We start from the raw sequence: 14,817 nt of genomic DNA, 5'->3' as shown, positions 1-14,817 counted from the left end.
CGTTCTAATCGCACTTCACCAAGCCCGTATTCATGCGGAAAGGGAGGGCAGGATTGAGACGCAAGGCCGTGCTGTCCCGCCGCCCGCTCGGCCTGTACATGCTGCCGCTTTTCCTGGGGCTGGTGTTCTTCGCGGTCTCGCTGACGCCCTCGCTCATTCCCCGGACCTGGCTGGTCCAGGGCATTCTTGGCGGCTTCCTGATGGCGCTCGGCTACATGCTGGGCCGGTTCGCGCTGGTCGTCTGGTGGGTTACGGAACTGCCCGTTCTGAGCGGCCGGCTTGCACGGATCGGCCATGCAATCATCGCGGTGCCGGTCAGCCTCCTCGTCATCGTCTGCCTTGCCCAGGTGCGCGGCTGGCAGAACGGCATTCGCGAACGGATGGGCATGGAGCTGCTGGACACCGCCCACGGCCTGCGGATCGTCCTGCTCGCCGTGATCGTCTTCGCCGTGCTGGTCCTGCTCGGCACCGGCCTGCGCATCCTGTTCGATCTCCTGCGAAACCGGCTCGATCGCTACATGCCGCGCCGGACGGCCAATATTGCGGGTCTGATCCTGCTGGTCGCCGTGCTCTTCATCGTCACCATGGACGGCATCGTCGACCGGGCGATTTCCGGATTCGACCGTTCCTACACCATGGCCCAGCAACTGTTCGACATGGCCCCCGCAGCCCCGGCCGGCACGCGGGTTACCGGCGGGGAGGGCTCACTGATCGACTGGCGCGCGCTGGGCAAGCCCGGCCGGGATTTCGTCACCGGCGGGCCGGATGCAGACGATATCTCCGCCTTTACCGGGCGCCCTGCGCAGGACCCGGTCCGCGTCTATGTCGGGCTGGCAGAGGCCGACACACCCGAGGAGCGCGCGGAGATCGCCCTGGCGGAACTCAAGCGTCTCGGCGGGTTTGACCGGGAGGTGCTGATCGTCGCGCTGCCGACCGGCACCGGCTGGCTCGATCCGGGCGCGATCGAGACGGTGGAGTACATGCATGGCGGCGACATTGCGACGGTGGCGGCGCAATACTCCTACCTGCAATCCCCGCTGGCCCTGATGCTTGAGTCGCATGTCGGGCTCGACCAGGCCCGCACGCTGATCGGGACGATCCACGCTTACTGGCGCACCCTGCCGGAAGAGACGCGCCCGCGCCTCTATATGCACGGGCTCAGTCTCGGCGCCTGGGCCTCAATGTACGGGACGGGGCTTTACGAGCTTCTCGACGAGCCGATCGATGGCGCGCTGTGGGCCGGGCCGCCTTTCCCGTCGCAGGTGTGGCGCGGGATTACCGCGCAGCGCAATGAGGACAGCCCCTATGTCCTGCCGGAACTCGGCAATGGCCGGGTCGTGCGCTTTGCCTCCCATTACAAGGGGGCGACGGGCGATGAGGGCTGGGGGCAGACGCGGATCGTGTTTCTGCAATATTCCAGCGATCCGATCGTCTTCTACGAGCCGACCTCCCTGTTCCGGGCGCCGCAATGGATGCGCGAGCCGCCGGCGCCCGACGTCTCGCCGGACCTGCGCTTTGTGCCGATCGTGACGCAGTTCCAGCTCGCGGTGGACCTGGCGCTGGCGACCACGGCCCCATCCGGGCATGGCCACACCTATTACGCGCCCGACTATGTCCAGCCCTGGGCGGCGGTGACGGCGCCCGAGCCCTGGACGCCAGCCGAGACAAGGCGGCTGATGGCCTATTGCGACAACGGATTCCAGAAAGGGTGCGGGGACCGGTACGGACCGGAAGAAGACGAGCCCTGAGCACGATTCATGGCGCGGAGCGGCGAGACGGAATCGAAGTATGAAAGCCCCTGCCGGGGCATTCAAATCCTAAAATCGACCCACTGGATCGATTTTTTTCACGAAGCGAACCGGGATTTGAATGGTGGAGCCAGGCGGAATCGAACCGCCGACCTCGTCATTGCGAACGACGCGCTCTCCCAACTGAGCTATGGCCCCGATGTCACTCGGACGGCGCTTATCTGAGAAGCTGGCGCGGGCAAGTCAAGCGCTCTGTTGCGTCGGGCTGTCACTGCCTTGTGACATGCGCGAATTGCCGCCCCATATTGCGGAGGCTTGGCGAATTGGCCTAGTCAGGCCGTTGAAAGCAATGGAGAGACACTTTGCGCGCCCTTCTCGATATCGTCATGATCATCCTCCAACTCGGCATCTGGGTGCTGATTATCCAGGCCATCCTGTCCTGGCTGATCGCCTTCAATGTCGTGAACACACGCAACCAGTTCGTCGCCTCCGTGTGGAATTTCCTCTACCAGATCACCGAGCCCCTGTGCCGGCCGATCCGCAATGCCTTGCCGCGCATGAGCGGGATCGACCTGTCGCCGCTCGTGCTGATCCTGATCATCATTTTCCTGCAGCGGGTGATCGCCTATTACGTCTATCCGAACGTGGTCTGACGAGGGGCTCATGCGCCTGACTGTCCGGGTGACGCCAAACGCTTCGGCCGATGCGATCCTGGGCCGGATGGTGGACGATGCCGGCCGCGAGTTCCTGAAGGTGAAGGTCCGCGCCGTACCCGAGGGCGGCAAGGCCAACCGGGCGGTCGAGAAGCTGCTGGCGAAACGCCTGAAGCTTGCGAAATCTGCGGTCCGGGTGGTGACCGGCGAGACGAGCCGGATTAAGGGCGTGGACATTGAAGACCCTTCGGGCGCCGCCGAGCGCCTGATCAGCGAATGGATGAGCGCGGATGGCTGAACGCATCGATGGCAAACAGGTCGCAGCACAGGTACGGGCAAAGGTGGCAGAGGCCGTTTCCGGCCTGCCGGGCAAGCCGGCGCTGGCCGTCGTCCTCGTCGGGGAAGATCCGGCCAGCCAGGTCTATGTCCGCAACAAGGTGAAGCAGACCGAAGAGACGGGCATGCGCTCGCTGCATTACCACCTGCCCGCCGATGCGGCCCAGGCCGAGGTGGAAGACCTGATCTCGCGGCTGAATGCCGATCCGGATGTCGACGGGATCCTCCTGCAGCTGCCCTTGCCGGACGGGCTCGACGAGCAGCGTGCCATCGAATGCATCAACCCGGCCAAGGATGTCGACGGGCTGACCGAGGCGAGTGCCGGGCGACTGGTGCTGGGCAAGCCGGGGCTTCGGCCCTGCACGCCGACCGGCTGCGTCATCCTCGCGAAAAGCGCGCTGGGCGAGGACCTGTCGGGCAGGAATGTCGTCGTGATCGGCCGCTCCATCCTGGTCGGAAAGCCGGCGGCTCTGCTCTTCCTGGCCGAGAACTGCACCGTCACCATCGCGCATTCGCGCACGAAGGATCTCGAGGCGCTCTGCCGGACCGCCGACATTCTCGTGCCGGCTGTTGGCCGCGCGAAAATGGTCAAGGGCGACTGGGTGAAGCCGGGCGCGGTGGTTATCGATGTCGGCATCAACCGTATCGATGCGCCGGAACGCGGCGAGGGCAAGACGCGGCTTGTCGGCGATGCCGACTTTGCCGAGTGCGAGCCCGTGGCCGGGCATATCACGCCGGTGCCGGGCGGGGTCGGCCCGATGACGATTGCCTGCCTGTTGCGCAACACGGTGATCGCGGCGTGCTACCGCCGTGGCTGGGAGCTGCCGAAAGGCTTCTGAGCGCTCCCTTGTGTGCCCCCATGAGAACCCGCCGCCCGTCTCGTGCGTTGGGGCAGGGGTTACAGGGAGCTGATCATGGAAAAGCCGCGTACGTTTCTCGGATGGGCCGGGTTCGTCTTTCTCCTGACGGTCCTGGCTGTCATCGTCATGGTGGCCGCCAGCATCGCCTTTATCTTCGTCGTGGCCGTGGCGATTGCCGGCGGCGTGATCACGCTCTTGCTGCTGCTGGCGAAACGCGGCGGCGACTAGACCGTCAGGCTTCGGCGGGCTTGGCGACGAAAATGATCGTGACCGCCAGCAGGCAGGCCGCGCCATAAAGCCCGGCCTTGGCCCAGGCGCCACGCTGGGCCGCCGCGCTGGAGGCGAGGAAGGCCTGCAGGGCGTAATAGGCGACAAAGGCGCGCGAGGCCCAGGTGATGATCTCGAAGATGTGGAAGCCCCAGGTCATCACGATGGCGACGGCCGCCGTCAGCAGATAGGCGGCCTTGACCGGCACCCGCCGGCGCGAGGCTTCGGCGATCAGGCCGCCGGCGCCATTCGTGTCGGCAATCGCGGCGGAGGATTGCGAGGCGAGCGCGGCGGCGATGAGCAGAGGCGTCACCGCGATGCTGAGCGGGGCGAGCATGTCGATGATGGCCGTTTCGGCGCCTTCGCCTTTCACCTCGCCGGTGAAATAGGGCAGGAACAGCGTGATGAAGACGACATAGATGCCCATCGCGATCCATTGTGCGCGCCGCATGGTGCGCACCCGCATCTCCGCATCGTATTTGCCCCCGAGATAGCGCGACGTCTCGAAGCCCTGCACCAGCACGACAAGACCGAGAATGGTGCGGATCTCGTCCCAGCCGCGCTGGGCGGCGAATTCGTGCTGGGGAAAGCTCTCGCCGGACAGCCAGGTGGCGGCGGCGGCGAGCGCCATGGTGACGAGCAGGCCGCCAATGACCGACAGCTTCAGCCCGACCGTGCCGACTTCAAGGCTTTCCAGCGCGCCGAGCCCGCCAAACGCGCCGGTGGCCCCGATGGCCGCAATCGCGCTGGTCGCCACGATACGGATGATGAACGGGTCGGTGATGTCGCCAAGGCGCAGGCCGAAGGCGGCGAAGAGGTTGAGATAATAGGCGACCGAGATGAAATAGGCGCCGGCCAGCACCAGGCCGGCGGCCTCGTTGACGAAGCCCTGGAGCGGTGTGCGCTGGGCATCCTCGATGTGCAGGATATTCTCGCGCACAGCCGCGCCGAAGAGATAGGCCAGCCCGCACAGCCCCAGCATGGCGAGCCAGGCCATGGTGCCGGCGGCGTCATAGAGGATCGGGCCGGCGATCAGGAAGCCCGAGCCGACAATCGAGGCCAGCGGTGTCACCGTGGCGCGCCAGAAGTTCGAGCCCAGCATTCGCGGGCGGAAGAAATAAACCGCGAAAGCAATCGACGCGGCGATCAGGACAAGTGTGGTCGGCATGGGATGGCCCTGCGGCTGGGCGGAGGAGGCTTGCCAGTAGCAAGCCGGCCTGTTGGCGTCAAAGCGGCATGAGCGCCGCAGGCGGCGGGCTCGACTTGGCGGGGCAGGTGTCGCAGACAGGCGGCATGAGCCAGCCCATCACCCCGCCGCAGACCGATCTGTTCGCCCGGCTCTGGCAGGCCCAGGCCGGCGACTGCGCGCTTTGCGGCAAGGCCATGCCGCGCTCACGTTTCGAGGTCGCCCATGCCGCGATCTGGAAGAAGGAGCGCCCGACTTTCGACCATATTATTCCGCGCGCGGCTGGCGGCCCGGACCGGGCCGAGAATCTCCAACTCGCTCATGCGCGCTGTAACAAGCGCAAGGGAAAGGCTCAGACAGGCTCGCTCGGCCGCGTCAGGACATAGGCCATGCCGACGGCGATCAGGCCGAGCGCGACGGCGATCCAGGTCCAGCGGCCCCAGAGAAGCGCGGTGCTGATCGCGGCGGCGAGGCTCATGCCTGCAATCGCCCCGGTCTTGGAGGCGCGCGACAGCGTGCCCTGTTCGACAAAGTCGCGGATGGGCGGGCCCAGCTTCGGGCGGGCATAGATCCAGTCGCGCATGGCCGGGCTGGAGCGGGTAAAGGCGAGCGCGGCGATGATCCAGAAGATGGTCGTCGGCCAGACGGGCAGGAATATCCCGATGGCCCCGAGCGCAAGGAACAGGAAGCCGAGCAGTCTAGCGATCATCAAAGCCCGGCCCTCTCAGGTCTGTGCGTGGCGGCAGGTTGTTGCGAATGGTTCTCGCATAAAAGAGGCGGGCGGACCATCCGGCAAATACCGGAGGTCTCCGCCCGCCAGTCAACGGGCCTCCCGGGCCCTGTCGGGATTATTCCGCGGCTTGCGGGGTGTTCTCGGTCACAGGCGCCGCGTTCGGTTTGTAGCCGCCCTCGGCGCGGACCTTTTCCCAGGCCTTGCGCACGCCGGCCTCATAGTCGGGGTGAACCTTCTTGAACTCGGCCAGCTGGCGCTCGCAGATATAGTCTGGCACATCGCCCCACGTCCCGGCGATGTTCATGAAAAGCCGTTCTTTCTCGTCGTCCTCGAGGACCTTCTCGAAGAGGGTGCGAACCTGGCTGTAATCGTCATGGCCTTCGCGGTGATTGTACCGGTCGGCATCGCCGGAAACCTTGAGCGGCGGTTCCTGTGCTGAAGGCACCTCGGTCGGGCCGTTCATGGAGTTCGGCTCGTAATAGGCGTTCGGATCGCCTGTCTTGATGCCGCCATAGACGTTCATCTCGCCATCCATGTGATAGTGATGGACCGGGCATTTCGGGCGGTTGACCGGGATCTGCTCATAATGCGTGCCCAGGCGGTAGCGGTGGGCGTCGGCATAGGCGAAGATGCGCGCCTGCAGCATCTTGTCCGGCGACCAGGAGATGCCCGGCACGGTATTCGAGGGCGAGAAGGCTGCGTTCTCGATCTCGGCGAAATAGTTTTCCGGGTTCCGGTTGAGTTCGAAATAGCCGACCTCGATGGGCGGGAAATCGGCATGCGGCCAGACCTTGGTGAGGTCGAACGGGTTGAAGTCGCACTTATAGGCGTCTTCCTCGCTCATCACCTGGATCTGGAAGCTCCAGCGCGGGAATTTCCCGTCCTCGATGGAATTGTACAGCCGTTCCTGATAGCCCTCGCGGGTCTTGCCGGTGACCTGTTCGGCCTCGTCATTGGTGTAATGTTCGTGGCCTTGCTGGGTCTTGAAGTGGAACTTCACCCAGAAGCGCTCGCCGGCATCATTCCAGAGCGAGAAGGTGTGCGAGCCATAGCCGTTCATGTGCATCGGGCTGACCGGCAGGCCCCGGTCCGACATCAGGATGGTGACCTGGTGCAGGCTTTCCGGCGAGAGCGACCAGAAATCCCACATCGCCGTCGGGGAGCGCATATTCGTCTTGGGATGGCGTTTCTGGGTGTGGATGAAGTCGGGGAACTTGTACGGGTCGCGCACGAAGAAGACCGGCGTGTTGTTGCCGACCATGTCCCAGTTGCCTTCCTCGGTGTAGAATTTCAGGGCGAAGCCGCGCACGTCACGCTCATGATCGGCGGCGCCGCGCTCACCGGCGACGGTCGAGAAGCGGGCAATCATCGGCGTTTTCGCGCCGGGCTGCAGGCATTTCGCCCTGGTGTATTTCGAGATGTCTCCGGTGATGACCAGCTCGCCATGCGCGCCCCAGCCCTTGGCGTGAACGGTGCGTTCCGGAATGCGCTCGCGGTTCTGGTGGGCGAGCTTTTCCAGCAGCTGGTAGTCCTGCATCAGGAGCGGCCCGCGCTCGCCGGCCGTGATCGAGTCCTGATTGTTCGGCCAGGGCGCCCCGGCGGTTGTGGTGAACGTCTTGCTCTTGTCGGCCATGGGGCATCTCCTTTGCTGGGTGAACAGGTCCAACGAAAGGGAGGCATCATGTTTCCATTGATAATGGAGGCAGAGCTATAGTCTCGTTCAATGAGACGCGAGCGCCTCACCGGCGGCAGCCGCGCTCGCCCAGGCCCACTGGAAATTGTAGCCGCCGAGCCAGCCGGTCACATCCACGCATTCGCCGATGAAATAGAGCCCGGGCACGGTCTTGCTCTCCAGGCTGCGCGAGGAAAGCCCGTCGGTGGAGATGCCGCCAGCGGTGACTTCGGCGGTGCGCCAGCCCTCGGTCCCGGCGGGCGTGATCCGCCATTTCTTGAGCGTGATGGCGAGCTGGTCGGTCTCGGCCCTGGAGAGATTGGCCAGCTGTTTCTCGCCCGGCACGCCCGGCCAGCCGGCGATTTCGGCGGCCAGCCGGTCGGGGTAGTGGCCCGACAGCCAGGTCGACAGGCGCTGCTTCGGGCTGTTGGCCTTGGCCTCGTTCAGCGCGTCGACCACCGACCAGCCGGGGGCAAGATCGATGGAGAGGGCTTCGGTCTCGCGCCAGTAGGAGGAGACCTGCAGCATGGCCGGGCCGGATAGCCCGCGATGGGTAAACAGCATCGCCTCGTGAAAGTCCGGCCCGCGGGCGGCCTGCGCATCGACCGGGCAGGCCACACCGGAGAGCCCGGAGAAGGTGTCTTTCAAAGCGCCGGTAAAGGTGAAGGGCACAAGCGCCGGGCGGGTCGACACGATGTCATGGCCGAACTGGCGGGCAAGGTCATAGGCGAGCCCCGAGGCCCCCATCTTCGGAATGGAAAGCCCGCCCGTGGCAACGACGAGGTTGTCGGCGATGAGCGCGCCCCCGCTCGTCTCGACATGGAAGCGCCCGTCGGCGTGGCGTACCTCGGAGAGACTGGTCGACAGGCGCAGCGTGCCGTTCACGGCATCGAGTTCGTCCAGCAGCATCTGGATGATGGCGCCGCTCCTCTGGTCGCAAAAGAGCTGGCCCAGCGTCTTCTCATGCCAGGTCAGGCCGTGGCGGGCGACGAGGTCGCAGAAATCCCAGGGCGTGTAGCGCGCGAGCGCCGACTTGGCGAAATGCGGGTTTTCGGAAAGGAAGTTCGCAGGCGTGGTGTGGATATTGGTGAAGTTGCACCGCCCGCCGCCGGAGATGCGCACTTTCTCGGCCGGTTTGGCGGCATGGTCGATGACGCACACGGATTGTCCGTGCGCGCCCGCCCGTGCGGCGCAGAAAAGCCCGGCGGCACCGGCGCCTAAAACTATGGTTTCAAACCGTTCGGCCAGAATGAAAATTCCTTAAAAAGTCCAATTCCCGCCCTGTTGGCGGCACAGCAACTTCCTGTAAAGGTATTCGCTCACACAGGGAGGATTCGGACGATGACCGGGCGCACTATTCGGGCAAGGGGCCTAATTCTCGCAGGACTGTTCATGGCCCTTGCCGCGTGCGGCGGTGGCGACGAACCCCCAACAGCTGTTCCGGAAGACGCCGGCGGCCAGGTCGTCGAACGTTCCCCGGCCGATCAGCGGGCCGCCGAGCGGCGCGAAGAGCAGCGCCAGAAGCTCGCCGCGCAGGAAGAAAATGAGTTCACCTATTTCCGCTATGCCCCGGATACGAGCGGCAACCAGCCGCGCGCCTGCCTGGTCTTCTCCCAGCCGCTCGACCCGGATGTCGACTATTCCACCTATATCCGCATGCAGCCGGCCGTGCGCCCGGCCTATAGCGTCGAGGGCCGCGAGCTCTGCCTGGAAGGGCTCGACTTCGCGCAGAGCTATACCGCGACCATTCTGGAAGGCCTGCCGGGCGCCGACGGGCGCGAGATCGAACGCGAGGAAGACGTCCAGATCAGCTTCGAGGACCGCCCGCCCTATGTCGGCTTCAAGGGCGCCGGGGTGATCCTGCCGCGCGACGATGCCGACGGCCTGCCCATCGAGACGGTGAATGTCGAGGAGGTGAAGGTCACGGTCTACCGCGTGAATGATCGCGCGCTTGCCTTCAAGAAGATCAGCCAGGGCCAGGAAGCTCCGCAGGGGCGCTATTCCTACCTCTACGGCGAAGACGACCCGCGCGATGTCTCCAGCGAGGTCTGGTCCGGCACGATGGAGATCGACAATGTCACCAATGCGCCGGTGACGACGGTCTTTCCGCTGCCCGATGTCATCGGCGAGCTGAAGCCCGGCTCCTATTTCGTCGAGCTGCAGGACGCCAAGGACATCAACCGCTATGACGGCCCGGCCGCGTCTGCGCGCCGCTGGATCATGCTGACCAATCTGGCGCTGACGGCCTATCGCGGCGAGGAGGGTCTCGATGTGACCCTGCGCTCGCTGCAGGATGGCGAGGTCCTGCCGAATACGCGCGTCCAGCTGATCGCTTTCAACAACGAGATCCTCGGCCAGAGCGAGACCAATGATGAGGGCCGCGTGCGTTTTGCCGCGCCGCTGCTCAATGGCGAGGGCAATATGGCCCCGCGCATGGTCATGGCCTTCGGCGCGAAAGGCGATCTGGCCGTCCTCGACCTGACGCGCGCGCCGGTCGACCTGTCGGAAGAACACACAGGCGGGCGGCGGACGCCCGGCCTGGTCGATGGCTATGTCTATGGCGACCGCGGCATCTACCGCCCGGGCGAGGTGGTCCACCTCACCGCCATGATGCGTGATCGCGCCGCCGAAGCGATCGAGAACCGCGCCGGCAATCTCGTCATCTACCGCCCGAACGGGCTGGAAGCCGACCGCTACCGCTTCCCGAATGCCGAGGGCGGGGCGATCCAGTGGGACTTCAAGCTCGCCAAAACCGCCTCGCGCGGCATGTGGCGCGCCGCGCTCGAGATTGACGGGCTGGGCGAGGCCGGCAGCTTGCGCTTCGCGGTCGAGGACTTCGTCCCGCAGCGCATTGCCGTGGAGCTGGAGACCGATGAGGACACCCCGATCCGTGCCGGCGAGACCCGCCAGATCGAGGTGGATTCCCGCTTCCTCTATGGTGCGCCGGGCGCCGGGCTGACGGTGCAGACCCAGGCGCGGGTCGAGCCCGATCCGAGCCCGTTCGAGGCGTTTGACGGCTTCGATTTCGGGCGCCATGACGCGACCTTCAACGAACAGATCATCGAACTCGACGACCGCACGAGCGACGGCGCCGGCAAGGCGACGCTGCAGCTCTCGCCCGGCAATCGTGGCAGCGAGTCCGACCGCCCGCTCAGGCTCAACACCAATGTCAGCGTGCTCGAACCGGGCGGTCGTGCCGTCACCGAGAGCGTGCGCATCCCGTACCGCCCGCGTGACCTCTATCTCGGCATCAAGGAGGATTTCGACGGGCGCGCCGACAAGGACGAGCCGGTGAAGTTCGACCTCGCCGCCGTGGATGCCAGCGGTGCGATTGTCGAGACAGAGCTCTCCTGGAAAGTCATTTCCATCGACTATCACTATGACTGGTACCGCGAGGACGGCCAGTGGCGCTGGCGCCGCTCGCGCACGGTCAGCACCGTCAATGAAGGCGTGGTCGATACTGATGGCACGACGCAGTCGATCAGCGTCGACGGGCTCGACTGGGGCGAACACCAGCTGATCGTCAGCGCCGAGGGCACCCAGGCCGAAGCCAGCACGCAATTCTATGTCGGCTGGGGCGGCTATGTCTCCGATGAAGGCGTCGAGGCCCCCGACCGTGTGCAGGTGATCGTCGAGGAGCAGAAGATCGTTGCCGGGCGTCCGGCGGCCATCACCGTCGTCCCGCCCTATGACGGCGAGGCGCAGATCGTTGTGGCGACCGACAAGGTGCTTTCGGTCCAGACGCGCGATGTCTCCGCCGAGGGCACGCAGTTCACCCTGCCGGTGACCGAGGAATGGGGCGAGGGCGCCTATGTGCTCGTCAATGTCTACACCCCGCGCGACCCGGTCGTGCAGTCGAAGCCGCGCCGCGCGGTTGGCGTCGGCTATGTGCCGCTCGACATGGATGAGCGCACCTTCGATGTCACCATCGACGCGCCGGAGCTGGTGCGCCCGCGCCGCGAGCACACCATCGATGTGGATGTCTCCGGCGGGCCGGGCGAGCATATCTGGCTGACGCTGGCGGCTGTCGATGAAGGCATCCTGCGGCTCACCAAGTTCGAGAGCCCGGACCCGGTCGACTATTACTTCGGGAAGAAGGCGCTCGGCGTTGATATCTATGACGATTATGGCCGCCTGCTCGATCCGAACATGGGGCTTCCGGCCGAAGTGCGCACCGGCGGCGACCAGCTTGGTGGCGAGGGCCTGACCGTGGTGCCGACCAAAACGGTGGCGCTGTTCTCCGGCCTGGTCGATGTCGGGCGCAACGGCAAGGCGAAGGTCACCTTCGATGTGCCGGACTTCAATGGCGAGCTGCGCCTGATGGCCGTCGCCTGGTCGGAGACCGGCCTCGGCGCGGCGAGCCAGCCGATGACGGTGCGCGATCCGGCGCCGGCCGACCTGATCCTGCCGCGCTTCCTGGCGCCGGGCGATGAGGCGCTGGCCACGGTCTCCATCGACAATATCGAGCTGGAAGAGGGCACCTTTACCGCCGAACTCGACGTGACCAATCCGCTGGACGTTCCGGCCAAGCAGGTCTCCCGCCAGATCCCGCAGGGCCAGCGTGTCGACGAAGGCATCACGGTGAAGGCGGACGCGACCGGCATTGCCGACCTCAAGCTCAGCGTCGACGGGCCGAAGAACTATTCGGTCAATCGCGAGTACAAGATCCAGGCGCGCTCGCCCTGGCTGCCGGCAACCAGCATCTCGACCAGCATGATGGAGGTGGGCGACAGCTGGTCGATCCCGGACAATCTGCTGGCGAGCTATGTGGCCGACACCGCCGAGGTGAGCATTACCTTCTCGACGCTGCCGCTGGATGCGAATGCGCTTTATGCCTCGCTGGCGCGCTATCCGTATGGCTGTACCGAACAGACCATCAGCCGTGCCCTGCCGCTGCTCTATGAAGACCAGCTGGTCGCCATGGGCGCGGAGGAAGACAGCCGCGAGCCGGTGAAGACGCAGGTGCAGGAAGCCGTGACCGCTGTGCTGAATCGTCAGTCCGGCGAAGGCGCCTTCGGCCTATGGCGCGAGGGTGACCGCAATGCCACGCCCTGGCTCGGCGCCTATACGACCGACTTCCTCTACCGCGCCAGCGAAGCGGGCTATGAAGTTCCGCAGGAAGCGCTCGACCGGGCTTACGAGTCGATGCGCGCGATTGCGCAGGGTGATGCGTGGCGCGCCTATGGCTATGACACCGATGTCTGGGAAAGCCGCTGGCACAGCGACACCGAGAAGAAGCTGATGCGCCGCTCCTCGGCCTATGCGCTCTATGTGCTCGCCAAGGCCGGCAAGGCCGATATGAGCCGGCTGCGCTATCTGCACGACCGCGAACTCGACAAGATCGAGAGCCCGCTGGCGCGCGCCCACATCGCCGCGGCGCTCTCCTATATGGGCGACCGCTCGCGGGCCAATAGCGCCTTCAGCTCGGCGGAAGAGGCGCTCGGCTATGAGAATGACGGCGACTATTACCAGACGCCGCTGCGTGACCTGACCGGCGTGCTCGCGCTCGCCGCCGAGACCGGCTTCAACGAGCATGTTGCCCGCCTTGCCGAAAGGCTGGGCGAGGATGTGCCCGATCCGAGCGAGCTGACGACGCAGGAAAAGGCCTTCGCGCTGCTGGCCGTTAACGGCATGAATGAAGAGGCCGGCGAACTGCGCCTCAGCGTCGAGGGGCTGGGCCGCGGCAACAATAATGACCGCCGCTATGTCCTGAATGACGAGCAGGCGACCGCCGATGTCAGCTTCACGCTGGAAGAGGGCTCCCCGCCCATGTTCCGCACCGTGATGGTGCGCGGCGAACCGTCGAGCCCACCGCCGGCGGTTTCCTCGAAGCTGCGCGTGGCGAAATCGATCCGTTCCATGACCGGGCGGTCTGTCGATCTCGGCAGCCTGCGTCAGGGCGACCAGCTTGTCGTCTCAGTGCAGCTGAATCCCGAGCAGAAGCGGACCAATCCGGTGATCGTCGCCGACCTGCTGCCCGCCGGTTTCGAGATCGAGACGGTGCTGAAGCCCGCCGATGGCAAGCGGTCCGAGGGCACCGATGGCGCCTTCTCCTGGCTGGGCGAGATCGACGAGGCCAAGACCGCCGAAGCGCGCGATGACCGTTTCGTCGCCGCCGTCGATGTACGTGACGAGCCGGTGCGGCTTGCCTATGTCGTGCGCGCGGTGACGCCGGGCAATTACGCCATGCCGGGCGTGAACGCCGAGGACATGTACCGCCCCGACGTCTTCGCCCGCTCGGCGCCGGGCCGCATCACTATCGACACGCAGAACGCAACGACAGGCGGACAGAAATGATCTGGCTGAAGCGGCTGGCAATTGCCTTCGCGGCAGTGCTGGCCGCCGCCTATGCCCTCGACCGGGTCTTCCCGCCGCCGCTGGAGCGGGGCGAGACGGTCTCCATCATGGTCACCGACCGCGATGGCCGCCCGCTGCGCGCCATTCCGACGCCGGACCATTATTGGCGCTTCAAGGCCAACCTGGACGAGATCGACCCGGTCTTCATCGAGTCACTGCTTGAGGTGGAGGACCAGCGGTTCTGGCGCCACAGGGGCGTCGACTGGATCGGCATGGTGCGCGCGGCCTGGAGTTCGGCCCTGGCCGGGCGCATCGTCTCCGGCGGTTCGACCATCACGATGCAGACCGCCCGCCTGCTGGAGCCGCGCGAGCGCACAATCCCGTCCAAGCTGATCGAGATGTTCCGCGCCTGGCAGATCGAGCAGCGCCTGTCGAAGGAAGAGATCCTCGAACTCTATCTCACCCTGACGCCCTATGGGGGCAATATCGAAGGCATCCGCGCGGCGAGCTGGCGCTATTTCGGGCGCGCCCCGGACCAGTTGTCGGATGACCAGATCGCGCTGCTGATCGCGTTGCCGCAAAGCCCTGAAGTGCGCCGGCCGGATCTGCGCCCGAAAGGCGCCGATGCCGGGCGCAAGGCGATCGTCGCCAAGCTCGAACGGCTCGGCTATCTCGATGCCGCCCGCGCCGAAGAGGCGCGAAGTTCGATCATGCCGACCGGCGACCATGCCTTCCCGGCAGAGGCCTGGCATGCGACCGCGCGCGCCGCCGAGGTGGCGGGTGGAGACGTCCGCTCGACGCTGGACGCCAAGCTGCAGCGGGAAATGGAAGCGCTCGCCTTCGAACATGCAAAAGAGTTCGGGAACCAGACCCAGGTGGCCATCCTCGTGGTCGACATTCCGACACGGGGCGTGCGCGCGGCTGTCGGCTCGGCCTCGCGCGACATGGCGGGCGGCTGGCTGGACCTCACCGCGCAGGCGCGCTCGCCCGGCTCGACGCTGAAGCCCTTCATCTATGCCATGGCCTTCGATGACGGCTCGGCGGCACCCGACACGCGCATTTCCG

General features: G+C 65.7%; 12 protein-coding genes and 1 tRNA gene. 8 read left to right on the top strand and 5 right to left on the bottom strand.

The genetic code is table 11. The annotated features are described in order from the left end of the window. Positions 1–53: 53 nt before the first annotated feature. Positions 54–1,748 carry an alpha/beta hydrolase gene (locus B8784_RS06090; protein ID WP_233355996.1) on the top strand — a complete coding sequence of 565 codons (1,695 nt, stop codon included), beginning with the start codon at positions 54–56 and terminating at the stop codon, positions 1,746–1,748. 122 nt (positions 1,749–1,870) lie between these two features. Here B8784_RS06090 and B8784_RS06085 read toward each other — a convergent pair. After that, a tRNA-Ala gene (locus B8784_RS06085) sits at positions 1,871–1,946 on the bottom strand. A 164-nt stretch (positions 1,947–2,110) separates the two neighbouring features. On the opposite strand from B8784_RS06085, the gene B8784_RS06080 reads away from it, so the two are divergent. The 4 genes from B8784_RS06080 to B8784_RS21560 all read left to right on the top strand — a co-directional run bounded on the left by B8784_RS06080 (position 2,111) and on the right by B8784_RS21560 (position 3,825). Beyond that, positions 2,111–2,401, top strand: a complete 291-nt coding sequence (locus B8784_RS06080; RefSeq protein ID WP_084396709.1) for a YggT family protein — start codon at positions 2,111–2,113, stop codon at positions 2,399–2,401. Between the two features lie 10 nt (positions 2,402–2,411). Next, on the top strand, positions 2,412–2,699 hold the full coding sequence (locus B8784_RS06075; RefSeq protein WP_084396708.1) for a DUF167 family protein: 288 nt from the start codon (positions 2,412–2,414) through the stop codon (positions 2,697–2,699). Beyond that, entirely contained in the window at positions 2,692–3,576 is an 885-nt protein-coding gene (gene folD / locus B8784_RS06070) for a bifunctional methylenetetrahydrofolate dehydrogenase/methenyltetrahydrofolate cyclohydrolase FolD (RefSeq protein WP_084396707.1), read from the top strand. The genes B8784_RS06075 and folD overlap by 8 nt, the downstream gene beginning before the upstream one ends. A 75-nt stretch (positions 3,577–3,651) precedes the next feature. Further along, the gene (locus B8784_RS21560; protein WP_158085602.1) at positions 3,652–3,825 is read left to right on the top strand and encodes a hypothetical protein; all 174 of its coding nucleotides are present in this window, start codon (positions 3,652–3,654) and stop codon (positions 3,823–3,825) included. A 4-nt stretch (positions 3,826–3,829) separates the two neighbouring features. On the opposite strand, the gene B8784_RS06065 is transcribed toward B8784_RS21560, so the two are convergent. Then, on the bottom strand, positions 3,830–5,032 hold the full coding sequence (locus B8784_RS06065) for a hypothetical protein (protein WP_084396706.1): 1,203 nt from the start codon (positions 5,030–5,032) through the stop codon (positions 3,830–3,832). A 68-nt stretch (positions 5,033–5,100) separates the two neighbouring features. Between B8784_RS06065 and B8784_RS06060 the strand changes: the two genes are divergently transcribed. Then, complete coding sequence (locus B8784_RS06060; protein WP_233355995.1) at positions 5,101–5,436, top strand: HNH endonuclease; 336 nt, start codon at positions 5,101–5,103, stop codon at positions 5,434–5,436. Here B8784_RS06060 and B8784_RS06055 read toward each other — a convergent pair. The 3 genes from B8784_RS06055 to B8784_RS06045 all read right to left on the bottom strand — a co-directional run bounded on the left by B8784_RS06055 (position 5,403) and on the right by B8784_RS06045 (position 8,706). After that, positions 5,403–5,759, bottom strand: a complete 357-nt coding sequence (locus tag B8784_RS06055; protein WP_084396705.1) for a YbaN family protein — start codon at positions 5,757–5,759, stop codon at positions 5,403–5,405. The genes B8784_RS06060 and B8784_RS06055 overlap by 34 nt on opposite strands. Before the next feature lie 139 nt (positions 5,760–5,898). Beyond that, positions 5,899–7,416 (bottom strand): catalase, encoded by a 1,518-nt coding sequence (locus tag B8784_RS06050; protein ID WP_084396704.1) that lies wholly within the window; start codon positions 7,414–7,416, stop codon positions 5,899–5,901. Positions 7,417–7,503: 87 nt separating this feature from the next. Beyond that, positions 7,504–8,706 carry a BaiN/RdsA family NAD(P)/FAD-dependent oxidoreductase gene (locus tag B8784_RS06045; RefSeq protein WP_084396703.1) on the bottom strand — a complete coding sequence of 401 codons (1,203 nt, stop codon included), beginning with the start codon at positions 8,704–8,706 and terminating at the stop codon, positions 7,504–7,506. A gap of 141 nt (positions 8,707–8,847) precedes the next feature. Here B8784_RS06045 and B8784_RS06040 point away from each other — a divergent pair, with 141 nt between their 5' ends. Both B8784_RS06040 and B8784_RS06035 read left to right on the top strand, forming a co-directional pair. Continuing rightward, entirely contained in the window at positions 8,848–13,752 is a 4,905-nt protein-coding gene (locus B8784_RS06040; protein WP_233355994.1) for an alpha-2-macroglobulin family protein, read from the top strand. Then, positions 13,749–14,817: transglycosylase domain-containing protein (locus B8784_RS06035; RefSeq protein WP_199288576.1), on the top strand; the 1,069-nt coding region annotated here is incomplete at its 3' end. The genes B8784_RS06040 and B8784_RS06035, both read left to right, overlap by 4 nt.

It is taken from the genome of Henriciella aquimarina (genome assembly GCF_002088975.1).
In the GTDB taxonomy this organism is placed as follows: Bacteria; Pseudomonadota; Alphaproteobacteria; order Caulobacterales; family Hyphomonadaceae; genus Henriciella; species Henriciella aquimarina.
This window is presented reverse-complemented; position numbering and strand designations above follow the sequence as displayed.

What these genes read in the sequence shown, in the direction of transcription:
- B8784_RS06075 (WP_084396708.1), top strand. Translation starts at nt 2,412, where the DNA reads ATGCGCCTGACTGTCCGGGTGACGCCAAACGCTTCGGCCGATGCGATC.
- B8784_RS06055 (WP_084396705.1), bottom strand. Translation starts at nt 5,759, where the DNA reads ATGATCGCTAGACTGCTCGGCTTCCTGTTCCTTGCGCTCGGGGCCATC.
- B8784_RS21560 (WP_158085602.1), top strand. Translation starts at nt 3,652, where the DNA reads ATGGAAAAGCCGCGTACGTTTCTCGGATGGGCCGGGTTCGTCTTTCTC.
- folD (WP_084396707.1), top strand. Translation starts at nt 2,692, where the DNA reads ATGGCTGAACGCATCGATGGCAAACAGGTCGCAGCACAGGTACGGGCA.
- B8784_RS06060 (WP_233355995.1), top strand. Translation starts at nt 5,101, where the DNA reads ATGAGCGCCGCAGGCGGCGGGCTCGACTTGGCGGGGCAGGTGTCGCAG.
- B8784_RS06065 (WP_084396706.1), bottom strand. Translation starts at nt 5,032, where the DNA reads ATGCCGACCACACTTGTCCTGATCGCCGCGTCGATTGCTTTCGCGGTT.
- B8784_RS06040 (WP_233355994.1), top strand. Translation starts at nt 8,848, where the DNA reads ATGGCCCTTGCCGCGTGCGGCGGTGGCGACGAACCCCCAACAGCTGTT.
- B8784_RS06050 (WP_084396704.1), bottom strand. Translation starts at nt 7,416, where the DNA reads ATGGCCGACAAGAGCAAGACGTTCACCACAACCGCCGGGGCGCCCTGG.